General features: G+C 64.1%; 19 protein-coding genes. 2 read left to right on the top strand and 17 right to left on the bottom strand.

Annotated elements, in window-relative coordinates; translation table 11 throughout:
• Position 1: 1 nt before the first annotated feature.
• The 17 genes from ACOOHP_RS08965 to nadA form a co-directional block, all read right to left on the bottom strand.
• Positions 2–1,627, bottom strand: coding sequence for an acyl-CoA carboxylase subunit beta (locus ACOOHP_RS08965; protein WP_420466103.1), 1,626 nt, complete (start codon positions 1,625–1,627; stop codon positions 2–4).
• A 105-nt stretch (positions 1,628–1,732) separates the two neighbouring features.
• On the bottom strand, positions 1,733–3,175 hold the full coding sequence (gene gtfA / locus ACOOHP_RS08960) for a sucrose phosphorylase (RefSeq protein ID WP_420466102.1): 1,443 nt from the start codon (positions 3,173–3,175) through the stop codon (positions 1,733–1,735).
• A 110-nt stretch (positions 3,176–3,285) separates the two neighbouring features.
• Positions 3,286–4,149, bottom strand: a complete 864-nt coding sequence (locus tag ACOOHP_RS08955; RefSeq protein WP_420466101.1) for an SDR family oxidoreductase — start codon at positions 4,147–4,149, stop codon at positions 3,286–3,288.
• A gap of 68 nt (positions 4,150–4,217) precedes the next feature.
• Positions 4,218–5,162: an electron transfer flavoprotein subunit alpha/FixB family protein gene (locus ACOOHP_RS08950; RefSeq protein WP_420466100.1), complete on the bottom strand. Its 945-nt coding sequence runs from the start codon at positions 5,160–5,162 to the stop codon at positions 4,218–4,220.
• A 78-nt stretch (positions 5,163–5,240) separates the two neighbouring features.
• Positions 5,241–5,987, bottom strand: coding sequence for an electron transfer flavoprotein subunit beta/FixA family protein (locus ACOOHP_RS08945; protein WP_420466099.1), 747 nt, complete (start codon positions 5,985–5,987; stop codon positions 5,241–5,243).
• Between the two features lie 33 nt (positions 5,988–6,020).
• A complete protein-coding gene (locus ACOOHP_RS08940; RefSeq protein ID WP_420466963.1) occupies positions 6,021–7,673 on the bottom strand; it encodes an electron transfer flavoprotein-ubiquinone oxidoreductase in 1,653 nt (550 codons plus the stop codon).
• Positions 7,674–7,779: 106 nt separating this feature from the next.
• Positions 7,780–8,496, bottom strand: a complete 717-nt coding sequence (locus tag ACOOHP_RS08935) for a carbonic anhydrase (RefSeq protein ID WP_420466098.1) — start codon at positions 8,494–8,496, stop codon at positions 7,780–7,782.
• An 8-nt stretch (positions 8,497–8,504) separates the two neighbouring features.
• On the bottom strand, positions 8,505–9,026 hold the full coding sequence (locus ACOOHP_RS08930; RefSeq protein WP_420466097.1) for a phosphatidylglycerophosphatase A: 522 nt from the start codon (positions 9,024–9,026) through the stop codon (positions 8,505–8,507).
• Complete coding sequence (gene thiL, locus ACOOHP_RS08925; protein WP_420466096.1) at positions 9,023–9,967, bottom strand: thiamine-phosphate kinase; 945 nt, start codon at positions 9,965–9,967, stop codon at positions 9,023–9,025. Before thiL ends, ACOOHP_RS08930 begins: the two co-directional genes overlap by 4 nt.
• Positions 9,968–9,972: 5 nt before the next feature.
• Entirely contained in the window at positions 9,973–10,419 is a 447-nt protein-coding gene (gene nusB / locus ACOOHP_RS08920) for a transcription antitermination factor NusB (RefSeq protein ID WP_420466095.1), read from the bottom strand.
• The gene (ribH, locus tag ACOOHP_RS08915; RefSeq protein WP_420466094.1) at positions 10,416–10,907 is read right to left on the bottom strand and encodes a 6,7-dimethyl-8-ribityllumazine synthase; all 492 of its coding nucleotides are present in this window, start codon (positions 10,905–10,907) and stop codon (positions 10,416–10,418) included. Before ribH ends, nusB begins: the two co-directional genes overlap by 4 nt.
• A 107-nt stretch (positions 10,908–11,014) precedes the next feature.
• A complete protein-coding gene (ribBA, locus tag ACOOHP_RS08910) occupies positions 11,015–12,076 on the bottom strand; it encodes a bifunctional 3,4-dihydroxy-2-butanone-4-phosphate synthase/GTP cyclohydrolase II (RefSeq protein ID WP_420466962.1) in 1,062 nt (353 codons plus the stop codon).
• Positions 12,077–12,171: 95 nt separating this feature from the next.
• Positions 12,172–12,774, bottom strand: coding sequence for a riboflavin synthase (locus tag ACOOHP_RS08905; protein WP_420466093.1), 603 nt, complete (start codon positions 12,772–12,774; stop codon positions 12,172–12,174).
• A gap of 5 nt (positions 12,775–12,779) precedes the next feature.
• Complete coding sequence (gene ribD / locus ACOOHP_RS08900) at positions 12,780–13,907, bottom strand: bifunctional diaminohydroxyphosphoribosylaminopyrimidine deaminase/5-amino-6-(5-phosphoribosylamino)uracil reductase RibD (protein WP_420466092.1); 1,128 nt, start codon at positions 13,905–13,907, stop codon at positions 12,780–12,782.
• On the bottom strand, positions 13,904–14,455 hold the full coding sequence (gene nrdR / locus ACOOHP_RS08895; RefSeq protein ID WP_420466091.1) for a transcriptional regulator NrdR: 552 nt from the start codon (positions 14,453–14,455) through the stop codon (positions 13,904–13,906). Before nrdR ends, ribD begins: the two co-directional genes overlap by 4 nt.
• A gap of 80 nt (positions 14,456–14,535) precedes the next feature.
• Entirely contained in the window at positions 14,536–15,816 is a 1,281-nt protein-coding gene (glyA, locus tag ACOOHP_RS08890; protein ID WP_420466090.1) for a serine hydroxymethyltransferase, read from the bottom strand.
• 112 nt (positions 15,817–15,928) lie between these two features.
• The gene (gene nadA / locus ACOOHP_RS08885; protein ID WP_420466089.1) at positions 15,929–17,026 is read right to left on the bottom strand and encodes a quinolinate synthase NadA; all 1,098 of its coding nucleotides are present in this window, start codon (positions 17,024–17,026) and stop codon (positions 15,929–15,931) included.
• 216 nt (positions 17,027–17,242) lie between these two features.
• Between nadA and ACOOHP_RS08880 the strand changes: the two genes are divergently transcribed.
• Both ACOOHP_RS08880 and ACOOHP_RS08875 read left to right on the top strand, forming a co-directional pair.
• Positions 17,243–17,767 carry a hypothetical protein gene (locus ACOOHP_RS08880; RefSeq protein ID WP_420466088.1) on the top strand — a complete coding sequence of 175 codons (525 nt, stop codon included), beginning with the start codon at positions 17,243–17,245 and terminating at the stop codon, positions 17,765–17,767.
• A gap of 216 nt (positions 17,768–17,983) precedes the next feature.
• Complete coding sequence (locus tag ACOOHP_RS08875; protein ID WP_420466087.1) at positions 17,984–18,637, top strand: 50S ribosomal protein L25/general stress protein Ctc; 654 nt, start codon at positions 17,984–17,986, stop codon at positions 18,635–18,637.
• Positions 18,638–18,911: the final 274 nt, after the last annotated feature.

Below are 18,911 nucleotides of genomic sequence, written 5' to 3'. Positions count from 1 at the left end.
ATCACATGCGCGCCACGCCGAAACTGGTGGATGCGAGCGCGCGTGCGCGGCCTTCCCGACAGATCGACAGGCACAGACCCAGCACCGTGCGGGTGTCGCGGGGGTCGATGATGCCGTCGTCGAAAAGACGCGCGGTCCCGTAAAGGGCTTGGGATTCGCGATCGAACTGTTTGACGATGTTCTGCTCGACGATGCTGAGCATCTTTTCCTCGGCATCCCCGACCGTCTTGCCTTCGGCCGCCCATTTGTCGCGGGTGATGATGCTCATGACCCTGGCGGCCTGTTCGCCGCCCATCACGCAGCTGCGCGCGTTGGGCCACGCAAAGATGAAGTCCGGCGAAAAACCACGCCCGCACATGCCGTAATTGCCGGCACCGAAGCTGCCGCCCACCACCACCGTGAGCTTGGGGACGGTGGCGTTGGCCACCGCCTGAATCATCTTTGAGCCGTGCTTGACGATGCCGCCCTGCTCGGATTCCGTGCCCACCATGTAGCCGGTGGTGTTCATCAGGTAGATCAGCGGCAGCTCGGCCTGGCAGCACAGCTGGATGAACTGCGCGGCTTTGGTGGCGCCGTGCGTGGTGATCGGCCCGTTATTGCCCAGGATCCCCACCGCATGCCCGTGCAAGCTCGCGCGACCGCAGAGGGTCTGGTTGTCGTAGTCGGACTTGAATTCCAGAAACTCCGAGCCGTCGACCAAGCGCGCGATCAGCTCGCGTGCATCATAGGGCTGGCGGTAGTCCGGCGGTACCACGCCGCAGAGTTCGTCGATGTCATAGGCCGGCGGTCGCACTTCGCGCAGCGACGGACGCGGCGCGCGAGCGTTCCAGTCCAGACCGGACATCACCTCGCGCGCGATCCGGATGCCGTCGGCGTCGGACTCGGCCATGAACTCCGAAGTGCCGGCTACGCTGCAGTGCATCTGTGCGCCGCCCAGATCCTCGTCGACCGCGACCTCGCCGGTGGCGGCCTTGAGCAATGGCGGTCCAGCCAGAAACACCTTGGCCCGCTGGCGCACCATGATCACGTAGTCAGACAGACCGGGGACGTAAGCCCCGCCCGCGGTGCTGGAACCGTGCACCACGGTGATTTGCGGGATGCCTGCTGCCGACAGCCGCGCCTGATTGGCAAAGCTGCGGCCGCCCTGAATGAACATTTCGGCCTGATACAGCAGATTGGCGCCGCCGGATTCGATCAGCGCAATCACCGGCAGTTTCTGCTGCAGGGCGATCTCCTGCAGACGCAGGGTTTTCTGCAGGCCCCAGGGCGTGACCGTGCCGCCCTTGATGGCGGAGTTGGAGGCGCTGACCAGGCAACGCACGCCAGAGACATATCCGATGCCGGCGATCATGTTGCCACCCGCCAGCGCGCCATCCTTGTCGTCGTGGCATTTGTAACCGCACAGGCTGCTGATCTCCAGCCAGGGGCTGCCGCGATCCAGCAGCAGGCTCACCCGCTCGCGCGGCAGCAGCTGACCGCGTTTGCGAAAACGTTCGGCTTTGGACGCTTCTTCAGCTCTGCCCTTCTCTTCTACTGCACGAAACACCGCGATCTGCTCCAGCATCGCGTCGCGGCGAGCCTGGAAAGCCGGGCCGGAGGTGTCCACTTCCGATTGGATAACCGGCATTTCCGAAAGGGCCTTATTTCATGGTTGACGACTTCTTTCTATCACTATTTGCCGTATATTTCATCAACACGACCAATTACCGCTTGATCGTCTCGGGCACTCGGATCAGCAGGTCATGCTGAGCCAGCGGCGGGACTTCTCCTCGATATAGCGGATAGTGGTCTTCTTGAAATTCAAGTCCACGAACAACTCGCAGGTGTGGGTGCCGTCGCGCCAGCACATGGCCACGCTGCTGTCGTTCGAGTACTGCAGGTGGAACACGCCGTTGAAGGCCGGATAGCTGCAGCGGAACTCCATCAGTTTGAGCTGGCGGCGCACCACCGGCTGCTTGATCGCCTCGTCCACTTCCTCCAGCGTATAGCGATGGCGGTTGATGTCGCGCAGCTCGCCGGTTGCGTCCATCAACTCGTGGTCGTTCTGGCCGGCGAACAGCCCCACGTAATAGACCTGCGGAATGCCTGGCGTGAAGAACTGGATCGCGCGCGCAGCGATGTAGGCATCGTCGTTGCGCTTCAGCGCATCGTAGTAGGTGCAGGTGAGCTGGTAGATGGCACCGACGCTGTGCACGTTGGCGGCGGAGCGTCGCAGGATCGGATCGGCGCTGCGCGCGGACACGTTGTCGATGATGGCCTGGATTTCGGCCTTGGGCAGCACGCCTTCGACGTCGGGAATGCAGATACCGTCATGCGTGTCCAGAACCGTGATCTGGTTGCGTGGACACATCCGCAGCCATTGCTTGAGATAAACGCTGTTGGCGTCGAACAGCGAGTACAGCAGCAACGGCGGTAACGCGAACGAGTACGGGTGCATGCCGTGCAGGGCGATCGCGTACTGGTAGCTGGAATGATCGTGAACTTCCGGCAGCGTTTCGGCACCGTGCTCGCGTGCGATCTCGTCGATCCATTTGAGGATGTCGTAGACATCTGGCTCCACCAGAAAGCAGCTGGTGCCGATTTTCTTGGTGGTGTAGCCGAACGCATCGAGCCGGAACAGATTCACTCCGCGCGCGGTGAGGAACTTGATGTAGTCCTCCATCAACGCGTAGGTCTTCGGCGAGTTGTAGTTCAGGTCGATCTGTTTTTCGGTAAACGTGCACCACACCCGTCCGCTGCTGCCGTCGCCGAAGGTGACCTCGCGGAACGGCTCTTTTTCCTTGCGGATATGGATCTTGGCCAGATCGTCCGGGGTGATCGGCCCCATCTGGTCCACATGCACGAACAGCTCGGCATGTTCGCTCTTGTAGCCATGCTGCATGAAGTCCTTGAACTCGGCCGATTCGTCGGAAATGTGGTTCAAGGTCAGATCCACGCACAGGTCGAACCGGCGCGACAGATGTTCGACGTCCGCCCAGGTGCCAAACGCGGGATCGACTTCCTTGTGCGTGAGCGGCGAGAAGCCGCCATCTGCATTGGAGGGATACAGCGGCAGGATGTGCACGCCGCCGATGGCCTTGGTCAGATAGCGGTCGACCATGCGACCGAGGTCGCCAAGATCGTCGCCGATCCGGTCCGGATACACGATGAGCTGCACCTGATTGCGAAGCGCCATGAATACTCTCTTTGTTCTTGTGGGCGACTCCCTTCGAGGCCGATTCGGGAGGCGGGTTCACCCCGATGATGCCGCGATCGGCGGCATCGTTCACCTGCAACGTACGGTGTTCAGCCCACTGCCCTGGGCTTCGACGCGCGATGAAATCCGCGGTAAGGCTGCGAACGGTCGTGTGCCACCAGCGGAAACGCTTTGGCCCCGAGACTGGAGCCGCCATCGATCTTGATGCAGGCGCCGGTCACGAAAGCGGCGCCCGGCGACAACAGGTACACGATCGCGCTGGACACCTCGGCTTCTTCCGCCATGCGCTTGAGCGGAGCGATCTCCTTGAGCTTGGGGATGACGTCGCGGGCGAACACGGGGTCGTAGTGATCCATGCCGCTGGACGCCACGTAGCCCGGCGCCACCGCGTTGACGCGCACGCCCGACGATGCCCATTCCACCGCTGCGGTCTCGGTAAAATTCATCATGCCCGCGCGCGCCGCGCCGCTATGACCCATGCCCGGCATGCCGCCCCACATGTCCGCCAGCATGTTCACGATGGCGCCGCCGTGCTTCTTCATGTGCTGCGTGTACACCTCGCGCGCCATCAGGAAGCCGCCGGTAAGGTTGTTGGCCACCACGGCCTCCCAGCCCTTCTTGCCGATGTTGGCCAGCGGCATCGGATACTGGCCACCCGCGTTGTTGACCAGTCCGTGAATGGCGCCATGCTCGGCCAGGATTTGCTGTACGCCCGTTTTGACGGCGTCCTCGTCGCGGATGTCGAAAACCGATGTCGCCACCTTGCCGCGGTCCTCGCGGATCTCGGCAGCGGTCGACTCGAGCTTGGAAAGCTTGCGGCCGGTGATTATCACCGTGGCGCCGAGGGCAGCCAGCTCATGCGCGGTACAACGGCCGATGCCCGACCCACCGCCGGTCACCACGATCACCTGGCCACGGAACAGCCCAGGCGCATAAACGGACTGGTAAGACATTTTGTTTTTCCCGGAAACAGAGAAGGCCGGTTGCCCGGCCTTCGTGGAAGTGCGATGCCGCTCGGGCGTTACAGTTTCGACGTCAGCTCGGGCACAAGGGTGAAGAGGTCACCGACCAGGCCGAAGTCGGCGACTTCGAAGATCGGAGCTTCGCTGTCCTTGTTGATTGCCACGATAGTGCGGGCGTCCTTGATTCCGGCCAGATGCTGGATGGCGCCGGAGATGCCGATGGCGAAATACAGCTCGGGTGCGATGATCTTGCCGGTCTGGCCCACCTGCATGTCGTTGGGGACATAACCCGAGTCGACCGCCGCGCGGGAGGCACCGACGCCGGCACCGAGCTTGTCGGCGAGTTCGTAGATGATCTTGAAGTTGTCGCTGCTGGCCAGGGCACGGCCGCCGGAGACGACGCGGTTGGCGGACTGCAGGTCGGGGCGTTCGGATTTCTGGGCTTCGAGTTTGACGAAGCGGGTGTGGGTGGGCAGGACGGCGTCGATCTTGACGGCTTCCACGGCGGCACCGCCGCCCTCAGCGGCGGCGGCCTGGAACGAGGCCAGGCGCACGGTGGCCAGGATCAGGGGGCTGGCAGGGGCTTCGACCGTGACGATGGCATTGCCGGCGTAGATCGGCCGGTCGAAGGAGGTGGCGCTGTGGACGGCCATGATGTCGCTGACCTGCTGGACATCGAGCTTGGCGGCCACGCGGGGGGCCAGGTCCTTGCCGAAGGTGGTGCCCGGGAACAGGACATGGGTGTAGCCGCCCCCGGCGAGCTCAACGATCTGGGGGGCCAGTATGGCCGCCAGGGCGTGGTCATTGGCGGGGTTGTCGACGGTCAGGACTTTACTGACTCCGGCGATGCGGGCGGCCTGGGCGGCGATGGCCTGACCGTCCGGGGAGAGGATGGCGATGTGAACGTCGCCGCCGATGGCGCTGGCGGCCGACACGGTCTTGGCCACGGCGGAGACGTTGAGCTGGCCGTTGGCGTGTTCGGCGATGAGGAGGATCTTGGACATGAACAGTTCCTGATGTGATGCGTAGGGCGGGCCGTGCCCGCCATGGCGTCGGCGGCCGCGGGCCGCCCTACGTCGAATTCAGATAAGGCCTTTACCTTTGAGCGCTTCGAGCAGTTCGTCGACGGTCTTGACCACGATGCCCTTGGAGCGCTTGGGCGGGGCGGCTGTCTTGCTGGCCTTGAGGCCGGCCCCGGGGATGACGCCCAGGTCGGCAAAGGTCTTGACGTCGATGGGCTTCTTCTTGGCCTTCATGATGTCGGGCAGCTTGAGATAGCGCGGTTCGTTCAGGCGCAGGTCGGCGGTGATGACGGCGGGCAGGTCGACTTCGAGGGTCTCCAGGCCGGCGTCGATCTCGCGGGTGACGGTGGCCTTGTCGCCGTCGAGCTGGACCTTGGAGGCAAAGGTGGCCTGCGGCAGATCCAGCAGGGCGGCAATCATCTGGCCGGTCTGATTGGCGTCGTCGTCGATGGCCTGCTTGCCGCACAGGAACAGCTGGGCGCCCTCGGCCTTGAACGCGGCGGCCAGGGCCTTGGCCGCGGTCAGCGGCTGGATCTCGCCCTCTTCCTTGATGTGAATGGCACGGTCGGCGCCGAAGGCCAGGGCGGAGCGCAACGTCTCTTCACATTTCTGCGCGCCCACCGTCACCGCGACAATCTCGCTGAGCTTGCCCTGCTCCTTCAAACGGACCGCTTCTTCCATCGCAATCTCGTCGAACGGATTCATCGAGTGCTTGACCCCGTCGGTCACCACCCCCGACCCGTCAGGCTTGACCTGAATCCGGACGTTGTAATCCACCGCGCGCTTGATACTGACCAGTGCTTTCATTGAGTGCCTCGTTACCTTTCCAAAGTTTGTTGATTACATGTTGGCGTAGTTGGGACCGCCGGAACCTTCCGGCGCCACCCAGGTGATGTTCTGGGCGGGGTCCTTGATGTCGCAGGTCTTGCAGTGCACGCAGTTCTGCGCGTTGATCTGGAAGCGTCTGGCGTCGCCCTCGCCTACCACTTCGTAAACGCCGGCCGGGCAGTAACGCTGGGCGGGCTCATCAAACATCGGCAGGTTCTTGGCGATGGGAATGCCGGGATCAGTCAGCTTGAGATGAACCGGCTGGTCTTCCTCATGATTGGTGCTGGACATGAACACCGACGACAGCTTGTCGAAGCTGAGCTTGCCGTCCGGCTTGGGATAAGTAATTTTTTGCGACTCAGAGGCGAGCTTGAGCGTGGTGTGGTCAGGCTTCAGATCGTGCAGGGTCCAAGGCGCCTTGCCGCCGAAAATATTCTGATCGATGAAGTTGATGGCGCCGCCGACAAAAGCCCCGAACCTGTGCAGCGCCGGCCCGAAATTACGGCTGCGATACAACTCGTCGTACAGCCAGCTTTCCTTGAACTTGACCGGGAAAGCCTCCAGCTCGTTGCCGCCTTCCGAGCCGGCGAACAAGGCCTCGGCGGTGACTTCGGCGGCGATCATGCCGCTCTTCATCGCGGTGTGACTGCCCTTGATCTTGGCGAAGTTCATCGTGCCCAGGTCGCAGCCGATCAGCGCGCCGCCGGGGAAGATCATCTTGGGCAAGGAGTTGAAGCCGCCCTTGCAGATCGCGCGCGCGCCATAGCCCACGCGAGTGCCCCCTTCCAGGTACTGGCGGATGACTGGGTGATGCTTGAAGCGCTGGAACTCGTCGAACGGCGACAGGAAAGGATTGGTGTAGGACAGGTCGACAATCAGACCCACCACCACGGTCTGGTCCTCCAAGTGATACAGGAACGAGCCGCCGGGATTGCTGTTGTCCAGTGGCCAGCCGGCACCATGCACCACCAGACCCGGCTCATGTTTAGCGGGGTCCACGGTCCACACTTCCTTCAGACCAATGGCGTAGTGCTGCGGATCAGCGTTCTTGTCGAGCTCGTACTGCCTGAGCAGACGCTTGCCCAGATGCCCGCGGCAGCCTTCCGCAAACAGCGTGTACTTGGCGCGCAGCTCCATGCCGGGCGTGAACGCGCCTTCCTTGGGCTCGCCGTCCAGCCCCACGCCCATGTCACCGATGGTCACCCCTCGAACGATGTTCTGATCGTCGATGATGACCTCCTGTGCCGCAAAACCTGGATAAATCTCTACACCGAGTTCTTCGGCCTGCTGGCCGAGCCAGCGGCAGAGGTTGGCCAGCGAGATGATGTAATTGCCCTCGTTGTGCATGGTCTTGGGCACAAACAAATTGGGCATCCTGACCGCCTTGTCGGCGCCCAGGAAGAAATACACATCGTCGCGTTTGACCTCGGTCTTGAGCGGCGCGGCGTTTTCCTTCCAGTCAGGCAACAATTCGTTGAGCGCGCGCGGCTCGAAAACCGCCCCGGACAGAATATGTGCGCCCACTTCGGAGCCCTTCTCCACCAGACAGACGTTGATCTCCTGGCCTGCCTCGGCAGCCTTCTGCTTGAGTCGGATGGCAGCCGACAGCCCCGCCGGGCCGCCGCCGACGATGACCACGTCGTACTCCATCACGTCGCGTTCGATCTGCATCTCTGGGATTAGCCTCGATGATGTAGGGAGAGGGGCCGCGCCGGATCATTTATGCGGCAGCGCGACATTTTACGGCCGTGGCGCCGCCAAAGCGACCGACTCAGGCGCCAGCGGCGGTCGTCGCCTTCGACACTTCCGCACTGCGACGGGCCCGATAGCGCGCGCGCTCGGCCAGAATCTTGCCAACGCAGCGCGTGCGCAGCTCGGAAGAATCGCAGGGTGCATCCACTGCAAAGTTCAGGTGCCGCAGCAATCCATCGCCCAATCGATAAATCCAGCCGTGTACGGACAACTCCTGCCCGCGCGCCCAGGCATCCAGCACCGCCGCGCTGGTGCAGACGTTGAGGGCTTGTTCCAGCACGTTGAGCTCGCCCAGCAGGGATTCGCGACGATGATCGGTGGGTTCGGCATCCAGCAGGTTCTGATACTGGCTGACCACATCGCGCACATGCCCGAGCCAGTAATCCGAAATGCCGGCCGAGCGCGAACGATCCAGGGCGGCATGCACGCCGCTGCAGCCGTAATGCCCCACCACCATCACATGCTTGACCCGCAGCCGCTCCACCGCGAACTGGATCACCGACTGGCAATTGAGATCGGAATGCGCCACCACATTGGCGACGTTGCGGTGTACGAACAACTCACCCGGTTGCATCGCCACGATCTCGTTGGCCGGCACGCGGGAATCGGAGCAGCCGATCCAGAGGTGTTGCGGCTGCTGCTGGCGTTCCAGGCGCTTGAAGTAGTCCGGATCGCGCTCCACCGCCGCTGCCGCCCAGCGCGCGTTGTTTTCCAGCAACTGTCGCAGTTCTTCCACGTGCAACCTCAAAGCAGAAATGTCAGGCCCCAGACGGCGAGACCCGCCAGCAAGCCGGCGGCAGCGTCATCGAGCATGATGCCCAGGCCGCCGTGCACGTGCCGGTCCAGCAGGTGGATCGGCCAGGGCTTGAGCACATCGGACAGGCGAAACAGCAGGAAGGCCGCGAGCAGGCCCAGCGCCGGATGCAGGGGCCACAGGCCGAAAGCCGGCAACAGTGGCACGCAGGTGACGAGAAAACCGACGATCTCGTCGAAAACAAAGCCCGGATAATCGTGTACCTGCAGCAGTCGCGAACTGGCACCGCAGACCCAGCAGCCGAACACGAACAACAGCGCCACCACCGCGAGGTAGGCCTCCCAGGGCAGCCACATCAGCACCAGAAAAAACGGAATCCCCACCAGCGTTCCGAACGTCCCCGGCGCTACCGGCGCCAGCCCCGCGCCGAATCCGAAGGCGATCAGATGTTCCGGCGTGGTCAGGATCAGGCGCGCAGGCGGCCTTGGAATGGTTCGTTTCAGGGCGCTCACGCGAAGTGTCGATAGCCTTGGGCGGGAATGTCCATGGTAGCGCCCTCAAGGTCTACGCCACGCAATCCCGTTTCCGCTGTGATCGTTCCGATGCGCGTCAATGGAAGCTTGGCATGCGCCCGCAGCGCCGCCAGCCGGGAGGGTGGCAGACACAGGCACAGTTCGTAGTCATCGCCACCGCTGAGCTGAAAGGGCAGCCGGTCCCGCCAAGCCGGCAGCGCACGGATCATGGCCTCCGAAGCCGGCAGGCTGTGCAGGTCGATGAGCGCGCCCATGCCGCTGGCCTGCAGCACGTGACCCAGGTCTCCCGCCAGCCCGTCGGACAGATCGACGGCGGCGTGCGCATGGCCCGCCATGGTCAGACCAAGCGCAACCCGTGGCTCAGGGCGGTCCAGCCGCAGCGCCAGCGCCGCGTCGGCTTCACCATCGCGCTGGCGTTGGTGCAACGCCAGCGCAGCGTCGCCCAGGGTGCCGCTGACACAGATGGCGTCGCCCACCCGCGCGCCTGAGCGCGTCACCGCCTGTCCCGCAGCAACCGTGCCGAATGCGGTGACATTAAGACTGAGCGGCCCTTGCGTGGTGTCGCCCCCCACAAGCGCCACGTCATGGGTTGCCGCCAGCCGCGCCATTCCACATGCGAACGCGTCCAGCCAATCGTCGCACGGCTTCTGCAGACTCAGCGCCAGGGTGAACCAGCGCGGTTGCGCGCCCATGGCGGCGAGGTCGGACAGACTCACCGCCAGCGCTTTCCAGCCGAGGTCGTAAGGCGCGACATCGGCAGAGAAATGCCGACCGCATATCAGGGTGTCGGTGGTGACGGCCAGAACCTCGCCGGGCGGAGGTTGCAGCAACGCACAGTCGTCACCAATGCCGAGCAGCACATCGGCGCGCGGCGCGCTCAGTTGCGTAAAGTACCTGCGGATGAGTGCGAATTCGTCCACATCATTCAGCCGCCGATCTCCACCGCGCGGCATTGGCGCGCGAGCTTGTCGAGCACGCCGTTGACGAACTTGTAGCCATCTTCCGCGCCAAAAATACGGGCCAGGTTCACGCTTTCATTGACCACCACTTTCCAGGGAATCTCGATCTTGTTGATCAGCTCCCAGGCTCCCAGCAGCAGGATCGCGTGCTCCACCGGATCGAGTTGCACCAGCGGGCGATCTAGGTGCGGTACCAGCGCCATGGTCAGTTGCGGTGCCTGATCCACCGTGCCCAGCAGCAGTTCTTCGAAATAGGCTGGATCGGCACGACCCAGTCCTTCTTCCTGCAACTGGAACTGGCGAAGCAGAACTTGCGGCGCGGTCTCGTTCACCAGCCATTGGTACAGCGCCTGGATAGTGATGCGCCGGGCCAGTCCGCGCCGACTCATCGGCGGCTGCGGATCGCTGCTCAAGAAGCACTCCGGATCAGCCTGATCATATCCAGCGCGGCGCTCACCGCTTCGTAACCCTTGTTGTCCTGGCCCGGGCCGCAACGCTCGGTCGCCTGCTGCGGCGTATTCACCGTGAGCACACCGAAGGCCACCGGCTTGTTGAACTTGAGTTGAACATCCATCAGCCCGCGCGCGCATTCGCCCGCCACGTATTCGAAGTGCGGGGTATCGCCGCGAATCACCGCACCGAGCGCGATCACCGCATCGAACCGTCCGCCGTGCAACAGCGCGTGCGCCGCGAGCGGCAGTTCGTACGCGCCGGGCGCACGAAATTCGGTGACATGCCCGCTGCCCACGCCCCAATCGCTTAGCGCTCTATGGGCGCCGCCACGCAGCGCGTCGATGACCTCCACATTCCAGCGTGTCGAGAGCACGGCCACGCGAGTGGCGGCAAACTCGCCGGGTTCGGGAGCGGCGGGTGCGACGAAACCGGATTTGACGTCACTCATCGAAATAAAAGCTCATTGGCCACGGATGCACACGGATCGAAGATTGAAGCTGCTGGTGTGAGTTTCGCTGTGTTCGTCCGTGCGAACCCGTGGCAGAAAATTGCGAGCTAATCGCACGGCACGTACTCGACCACTTCCAGTCCAAAGCCGGAAATGCCCTGCAGACGCTTGGGCGCCGACAACACGCGCATGCGGCGCACGCCCAGGTCGACCAGGATCTGCGCGCCGATGCCGTAGGTGCGCAGCACCTTGGGATCGTCCGGGTGATCGTCCGCCGGCAGATTCTGCGGCCGGTTGAGGCCGATGATCTGTTGCACCAGGTCGCGCGATGCTTCCGACTTGCGCAGCACCACGATGACCCCGCCGCCCTCCTCGGCCACGCGCTTCATCGCGCGACGCAGCGGCCAGCCGAAGTGCTCGGATTCGGCGCCGATCATGTCGGCAAGCGTGTTGCGCAGATGCACCCGTACCAGGGTGGGCTGATCCGGTTTCACCTGGCCCTTGACCAAGGCCAGGTGCACGGTGCTGTCCACCGCGTCCTGATAGGTGAGCAGATGAAACTCGCCGAATTCGGTCTGGATATGAGTTTCGGCCACCCGCTCGATGCTGTGCTCGTTGTCTAGCCGGTAGCGGATAAGGTCGGCGATGGTGCCGATCCTGAGGCCGTGCTCGCGGGCAAAGGCTTCCAGGTCCGGACGCCGCGCCATGGTGCCGTCCTCGTTCAGAATCTCGACGATGACCGAAGCGGGCTCCAGCCCGGCCAGACGAGCCAGATCGCAACCGGCCTCGGTATGGCCGGCGCGTGCCAGTACCCCGCCGGGCTGCGCGCTGAGCGGAAAGATATGCCCGGGCTGGACCAGGTCGGTAGGCCTGGCGTCGGGCCTTACCGCGGTGCGGATGGTGTGCGCGCGATCGAAAGCGGAAATCCCGGTAGTGACGCCCTCGGCCGCCTCGATCGAGACGGTGAACGCGGTGCGGTGAATATCGCCTTCCTGCGTCACCATCGGCGGCAGGCGCAGTTGCCGGCAGCGGTCTGCGGTCAGGGTCAGGCAGATCAGTCCGCGGCCATAACGCGCCATGAAGTTGATGTCTTCGGGCCGCACCAGGCCGGCCGCCATGATGAGGTCGCCCTCGTTCTCGCGATCTTCGTCATCCATCATCACGACCATCTTGCCGGCCTTGATGTCGGCGACGATGTCGGAGATGTAGTCCAGGCCCTGCTGCGGGCCCTCGGCTTGCTTGTTGATGGGTGTCACCTTGCCGGTCATGGGGCCTCGCGCGCGGCCAGCAGCCGCTCAAGGTAGCGGGCGATGAGATCCACCTCCAGGTTCACCGCATCGCCGGGTTTGAGATCGCCCAAAGTCGTGTGACTGCGGGTATGGGGAATGATGTTAACGCCAAAGCTGCCGCCTTCGACGTCGTTGACGGTAAGACTGATACCGTCGATGGTGATGGAGCCCTTGCGTGCGATGTAACGCGCCAACTCGGCCGGTGCCTGGAAACGCATGCGCCACGAGCGGGCTTCCTCGCATTGCTCCAGCAGCCGGCCGATGCCGTCCACGTGGCCGGACACCAGATGGCCACCGAGCGGTTTGGACGGCGTCAGCGCCGTTTCAAGATTGACCCGCCGCCCGGGCTGCCACAGACCGCTGCTGGTGGCCTGCAAGGTTTCCACCGACAGGTCGGCGTCGAACGCATCGGCATGCCGGGCGCCCACGGTGAGGCAGATGCCGCTGACCGCGACACTGTCGCCCAGCGCCACTGCGTTCAGATAACCGTCCGCGGCCGCGATGCGCATGCGCACATCGCCGCTGCGCGGCTGCACGGCCTCGATACGGCCGACCGATTCGATGATGCCGGTAAACATGAGGTCTAGTGCGCTCCCTTGGCCACGATGGCGGAGATTCTCAGATCCGGCCCCACCTGCCTGACGTCGACGAACTTCAGCGCTACCCGCTGTTCGAGACGCTTCAGGCCCGGCAAGTTTGCCAGCCCACGCGCGGCGTCTCCGAGCAGACTGGGTGCCAAGTAGATGACGACCTCGTCCACGCAGTCCTGCGTCAGCAGCGCCCCCGCCAGGGTCGGTCCGCATTCCACCAGCACGCTGTTGATTTCCCGTTGCGCCAACGCAGACAGCGCCGAGCACAGATCGAGCCGGCCGCCGTCGCCGCTGGCGGATTCGATGCGTTCCACGGCGGGGTGGCCGCTGGCCGCCATCGTCGCGCTTGTGTCGCGCGCGCCGACGTCCGCGGGGCGTCCTACCGAAATTCGCCTGGCGCCGTCTGCAGCCCACACGCGTGCGGATGCCGGCACGCGGCCAGCGGAGTCCAGCACGATGCGATCCGGCGGGCGCTCCAGCGTCACGCCCTGGCGCACGGTGAGCGCCGGGTCGTCAGCCAGCACCGTGGCCGAACTGCTGAGCACGGCGCCGGCCTCGGCTCGCAGGCGATGAACGTCGGCGCGCGCCGCGTCGCTGGTGATCCATTGCGACTCGCCGCTGGCCATGGCCGTGCGACCGTCCAGGCTGGCGGCCAGCTTGAGGGTCACGAACGGCCGGCCACGCGCCATACGCGACACGAATCCGCGATTGAGCTCGCGCGCCGGCGCTTCCAGCATCCCCAGTTGCACGTCGACACCGGCCGCCCGCAGCCTGGCCAGGCCCTGCCCGGCCACCTGCGGATTGGGGTCCTGCATCGCCGCCCACACGCGGCCGACGCCAGCCGCGATCAAGGCGTCGGCGCAGGGTGGCGTGCGGCCCCGGTGCGAACAGGGTTCCAAGGTCACGAACACCTCGGCGCCCCGCGCACGCGCGCCGGACGCATTCAGGGCGTGGACCTCGGCATGCGGCTCACCGGCGCGTTCGTGCCAGCCCTCGCCCACCACTGCGCCGTCACTCACCACCACGCAGCCGACCCGAGGATTGGGAAACGTGGTGTAGCGCCCGCGCCCGGCCAAGCTCAGCGCTCGCGCCATATGTGCCGCCGCCGTCTGCGCATTCATCGCGAGCGCGGTGGCTTGCGCAGCGGGGGCTCGCCGGGGCCGACCCGGTCCATCGACTCGATCAGCTGCATCTGGCTTTTGCGTTGCTCGACGGTCGGTAGTTGCTGCAGGCGTTCGATCTCCTCGCGAAAAGCGTTGACGTCTTCGAAGCTGCGATAGACCGAGGCAAAGCGCACGTAGGCAACATGGTCCATGTCGCGCAGTTGCTCCATGACCCATTCGCCGAGTTGCATCGACGCCACCTCGCGCTCGCCGCTCTGACGCAGCTTGCGCATGACGGCCTCGACCGCATGATCCACCGCATCGGGCGACACCGGGCGCTTGTACAGAGCACTGGCAAAACCGCGCCGCAGTTTGTCCTCGTCGAACGGCTCGGGACTGCCGCCACGCTTGATGATGTTGGGCATGCTCAGTTGAGCGCGCTCGAAGGTGGTGAAGCGCCCCTTGCAGTCCGCGCACTCGCGCCGACGGCGCACCTGAGTGCCTTCCTCCGCCAGACGCGAATCGACGACTCGCGTATCGGCAGCGTTGCAGAAGGGGCATTGCACGGGCTAGGCCCGGGTGAGGCGTGAGGCGTGAGGCGTGAGGTGCTCGCGCCCGGATCGATGCGTCTTCAACGCCTCACGCCTCACTCCTGGCGCCTCACGTATACCGGAAATCGCCTGCGCAGCGTTTCGGTTTCGCCACGCACCTTGGCGATCGCGCCTTCGACATCGCCGCCGACCGACATGGCGTCGATCACGTCGACGATCCAACCCGCGACCAGCGCCATCTCGGCCTCCTTGAAGCCGCGCGTGGTCGAGGCCGGCGAACCCAGACGCAGACCCGAAGTCACGAACGGCGACTTGGGATCGTTCGGCACCGAGTTCTTGTTGACCGTGATGTGCGCGCGACCCAACGCGGCCTCCGCGTCCTTGCCGGTCACGTTCTTGGCAATCAGATCGAGCAGGAACAGGTGATCGTCAGTACCACCAGAGACAACCTTGTAGCCGCGGTCGAGGAAAACCTTGGCCATCGCGCGCGCATTGGCCACGACCTGCTTCTGGTAGACCTTGAAACTCGGGTCCAGCGCTTCTTTGAACGCAACGGCCTTGGCGGCGACGACGTGCATCAGCGGGCCACCCTGGATGCCCGGGAACACTGCCGAATTGAGCTTCTTGTAGAAATCCTCGGACTGGCCCTTGGCCAGAATGATGCCGCCGCGCGGACCGCGCAGCGTCTTGTGCGTGGTGCTGGTGACGACGTGCGCATGCGGCAGCGGGCTCGGGTATTCGCCGGCTGCAACGAGGCCCGCGACATGCGCCATGTCCACCCAGAAGATCGCGCCGACCTTGTCGGCGATCTCGCGCATGCGCTTCCAGTCCTTGATGCGCGAATAGGCCGAGAAGCCGCCGATCAACATCTTCGGTCTGGCTTCCAGCGCGATGCGCTCCATCTCGTCGTAGTCGATCAGGCCGTTGGCCGGGTCCAGCCCGTAGGGCACGATCTTGTATTGCTTGCCCGAGAAGTTCGCGGGATTGCCGTGCGTGAGATGCCCGCCCTGCGCGAGGTTCATGCCCATCACGGTGTCGCCGGGATTGACCATCGACAGGAAGATCGCGGCATTGGCCTGCGCACCGGAGTGCGGCTGCACGTTCGCGTAGTCGCAGTCGAACAGCTTTTTCACGCGCTCGATGGCCAGCGCCTCGGCCACGTCGACATGCTCGCAGCCGCCGTAGTAGCGCTTGCCCGGATAGCCCTCGGCGTACTTGTTGGTGAGCTGAGAGCCCTGCGCTTCCATCACCGCCGGAGAGCAATAGTTCTCGGACGCGATCAGCTCGATGTGCGCTTCCTGGCGCGCATGTTCGGCGGCGATGGACGCGGCAATCTCGGGGTCGGCTTGGGTCAGGCTAGGGGCGTTGGCGTACATGCGGGAGTACGGGAATCGGGATTGAGTTTCGCGAAGTGAAAGAGGAATCGGGAATCGCAACGGCGGCCGGGTTTCCACGATTCCCGATTCCCCATTGCCGATTCCCAGCGTTTCAATCGACCACTTCGAGCATCAGATCCAGCGCTTTGCGTGCAGGATCCGCGATGTTCTGCGGCACGCGAATCTGGTTGACGGTCTGGCCGGCGACGAGGTTGTCGAGTACCCAGGCCAGATGCTGCGGATCGGTGCGGAACATGGTCGAGCACATGCACACCGTCGGGCTCATGAACTGCACGGTCACGCCCTTGGGCTTCATCTCGTCCGAGAGGCGATTGACCAGATTCAGCTCGGTGCCGACCAGCCAGTGCGTGCCCGGTTCGCTCGCGCGCACCGTACGCAGGATGTACTCGGTCGACCCGACGAAATTGGACTTGTCGCACACCTCCATCGCGTTCTCCGGATGGCTGATGACTTTGCCATCCGGGTTGGCCTTGCGGAAGTTGTCGATGTGGGCGGGCTGGAACATCTGGTGTACCGAGCAGAAGCCCTTCCACAGGATGATCTTGGCGTCGCGAATCTGCTGCTCGGTGAGGCCGCCGCGCGGCTTCATGAAATCCCAGGTCACCATCTGGTCCATGGGGATGCCCATGCGGATGCCGGTGTTGCGGCCGAGGTGTTGATCGGGGAAGAACAGCACTTTCTCGCGTCTGGCGAAACTCCATTCCAGCACGGCGCGCGCATTCGAACTGGTGCAGACGATACCGCCATGGCTGCCGCAGAACGCCTTCAGGTCAGCCGCGGAATTGATGTAGGTGACCGGCGTGACGCTCTGGTCTGGATCGATGACCTGGCTCAGCTCGTCCCAGCATTTGCGTACCTTGACCAGATTGGCCATGTCCGCCATCGAACAACCGGCGGCCAGGTCCGGCAGGATGACCGTGCGCTGGCCGAAGGTCAGGATATCGGCCACCTCGGCCATGAAGTGCACGCCACAGAACACGATGAACTCGGCGTCCGACCTCGCCGCCTGCTGCGACAGCTTGAGCGAGTCGCCGGAATAGTCGGCGTGCTTGAACACCTCGTCGCGCTGGTAGTGATGGCCCAATATGGCCAGACGCGAACCCAGCACCTGCTTGGCCGCCACGATGCGGGCATCGCAGTTGCCGTCGTCGAGCAGGTTGAACTGGTCAAGTTTCAGGACAGCGGACAAGTTGGCATCCGGTGGCGTCTAGGGATGCCAAGTTTAGCCGATCCCGGCCGCGTGCCCTGCCCTCGCCGCCTTCCCGCTCCGTGAATACGACTAGAAGATCGTTCGTTTCAGTGCTGCAAAGGGGATCGAGCTCGACCCAGGGCGCTGCATCGGCATCAGGATAGCCTGCGACCGCTGCATCACACCCCGGAAAACAATTCCCTCGCTCGATACGGCATGCCGCCGTCCATCCCCAGGAGCCACAAAATGTTTCGTTCAATGATCGCCCTCGTATTGCTTGTTTCTGCCGGTAGCGCCTGGGGGCAAAGCGCTGCGCCCAATCTTGGAGCACTCGGCAACATCGGTGCCGCGACCAGTGGCCTGCTGGTGGGAACTTCCCGGTTTCCGGGCGGTTTGACCGCTTCCGGAGTGTCCTTTCTGAGGGGCAACATCACTCTGGGCTTCCTGGAAGGCCGCAACGGCTTCAGCGCCTTCTCGGTGATCGCCACCGAAGGCACGCCGCTGGAGCCGCTCGGCGTCGCCGCCGACCGCACCTACGTCGCCATCTATGACGCTCTGCTGCCGCTGTACGTGGCACTCGACGGCCCCGCCATGCGTTTCGCCGAGTTGGGCCGGCCGCTGAGCGGCCCGTTGACCGACGCGATCCTGCTCTTCCGCGGCGTCTCTTTCCTGCAGAACTCTCGCTCCGCGACCGCATCGGGCAGCGTCGGACTGGGCCTGCCGGCACTGGCCGGCCTGTAATCACCGAACGACGGATCTTGTAGAGCGTCCAGGGCCGGCGCGGTCGAAAGCCGGCCCTGGACGTTAGTTTGCTCTGCGCCGCCCGCCGTCTCAGCGCCCGGCGCCCTCCTGATCGAAGCCCTGCCGCCGCTCGCACCGCCGCGGCCGGTCCCGTACACTACGCGGCCCTTCGGCCGGTCGCAGGTCGGGGGCCATTGTTTTTTCAGGAGATTTCCCATGAAGCAAAGCTTTACCGTCAACGCCGAGCCGCGCGTCGACCAGGGCAAGGGTGCGAGCCGCCGCCTGCGTCGTACCGGCCACCTGCCCGCGATCGTCTACGGTGGCAACAAGCCGCCGCAATCCATCACGGTCAATCACAACGAATTGTGGAAGCACCTCAAGCACGAGGCGTTCTATTCCAAGATTCTGACCTTGAACATCGGCGCCGAGTCCGAGCAGGTCGTGCTCAAGGACTTGCACCGCCATCCGGTGCGTGAAGAGGTCATGCACATGGACCTGCAGCGGGTGCTGGCCGACGTGCTCATTCGCATGCGCGTGCCGGTGCACTTCAAGGGCGGCGATATCGCCCCTGGCGTCAAGACCGGTGGCGGCATGATCGACCATCTGATGAACGAGGTCGAAGTCGAGTGCCTGCCGGCCAACCTGCCGGAATTCCTGGAACTGGACGTCTCCGCCATGGACGTGGGCGAATCGCTGCACCTGTCGCAGTTGCCGGTGCCCGAGGGCGTGACCCTGGTCGAACTCAAGCACGATAACGACGCCCCGGTGGTCTCCCTGCACCTGCCCCGCGTCGCGGTGGAGGAAGAAGAAGAGACCCCCGCCGCCGAAGCCGCTGCCGAAGAACCCAAAAAGGACGAGAAGAAGAAGTAAGACATTCCCGTACCCGGCGAGGGCCCCGGGGGCACGGCCCCTGGGATCGACGGCAAAAAGGGAATGTCTTGTTTCCGAGCAGCGCGGATTTCGATTCTCGTGCGCGTCGGAGGCGCCAGCGCTCGAGGTCGACCGATTGCAAGGGTCTCTATGTGAGCTCGAGCCACGGCAGTTGGCAAGAACGAATGCTGCCGCCATCTGCGACTGCAATCGGACAGCTCGCTCTTCGCACATCCATATCGTCACACTCAACCCCGTCTCTGGACGGGGTTTT

The sequence above is a fragment of the Panacagrimonas sp. genome (assembly GCF_965216805.1).
Classification (GTDB): Bacteria; Pseudomonadota; Gammaproteobacteria; order Nevskiales; family Nevskiaceae; genus Panacagrimonas.
The sequence above is the reverse complement of the archived record's forward strand: the minus strand, read 5'-3'. Positions and strand labels throughout refer to the sequence as shown.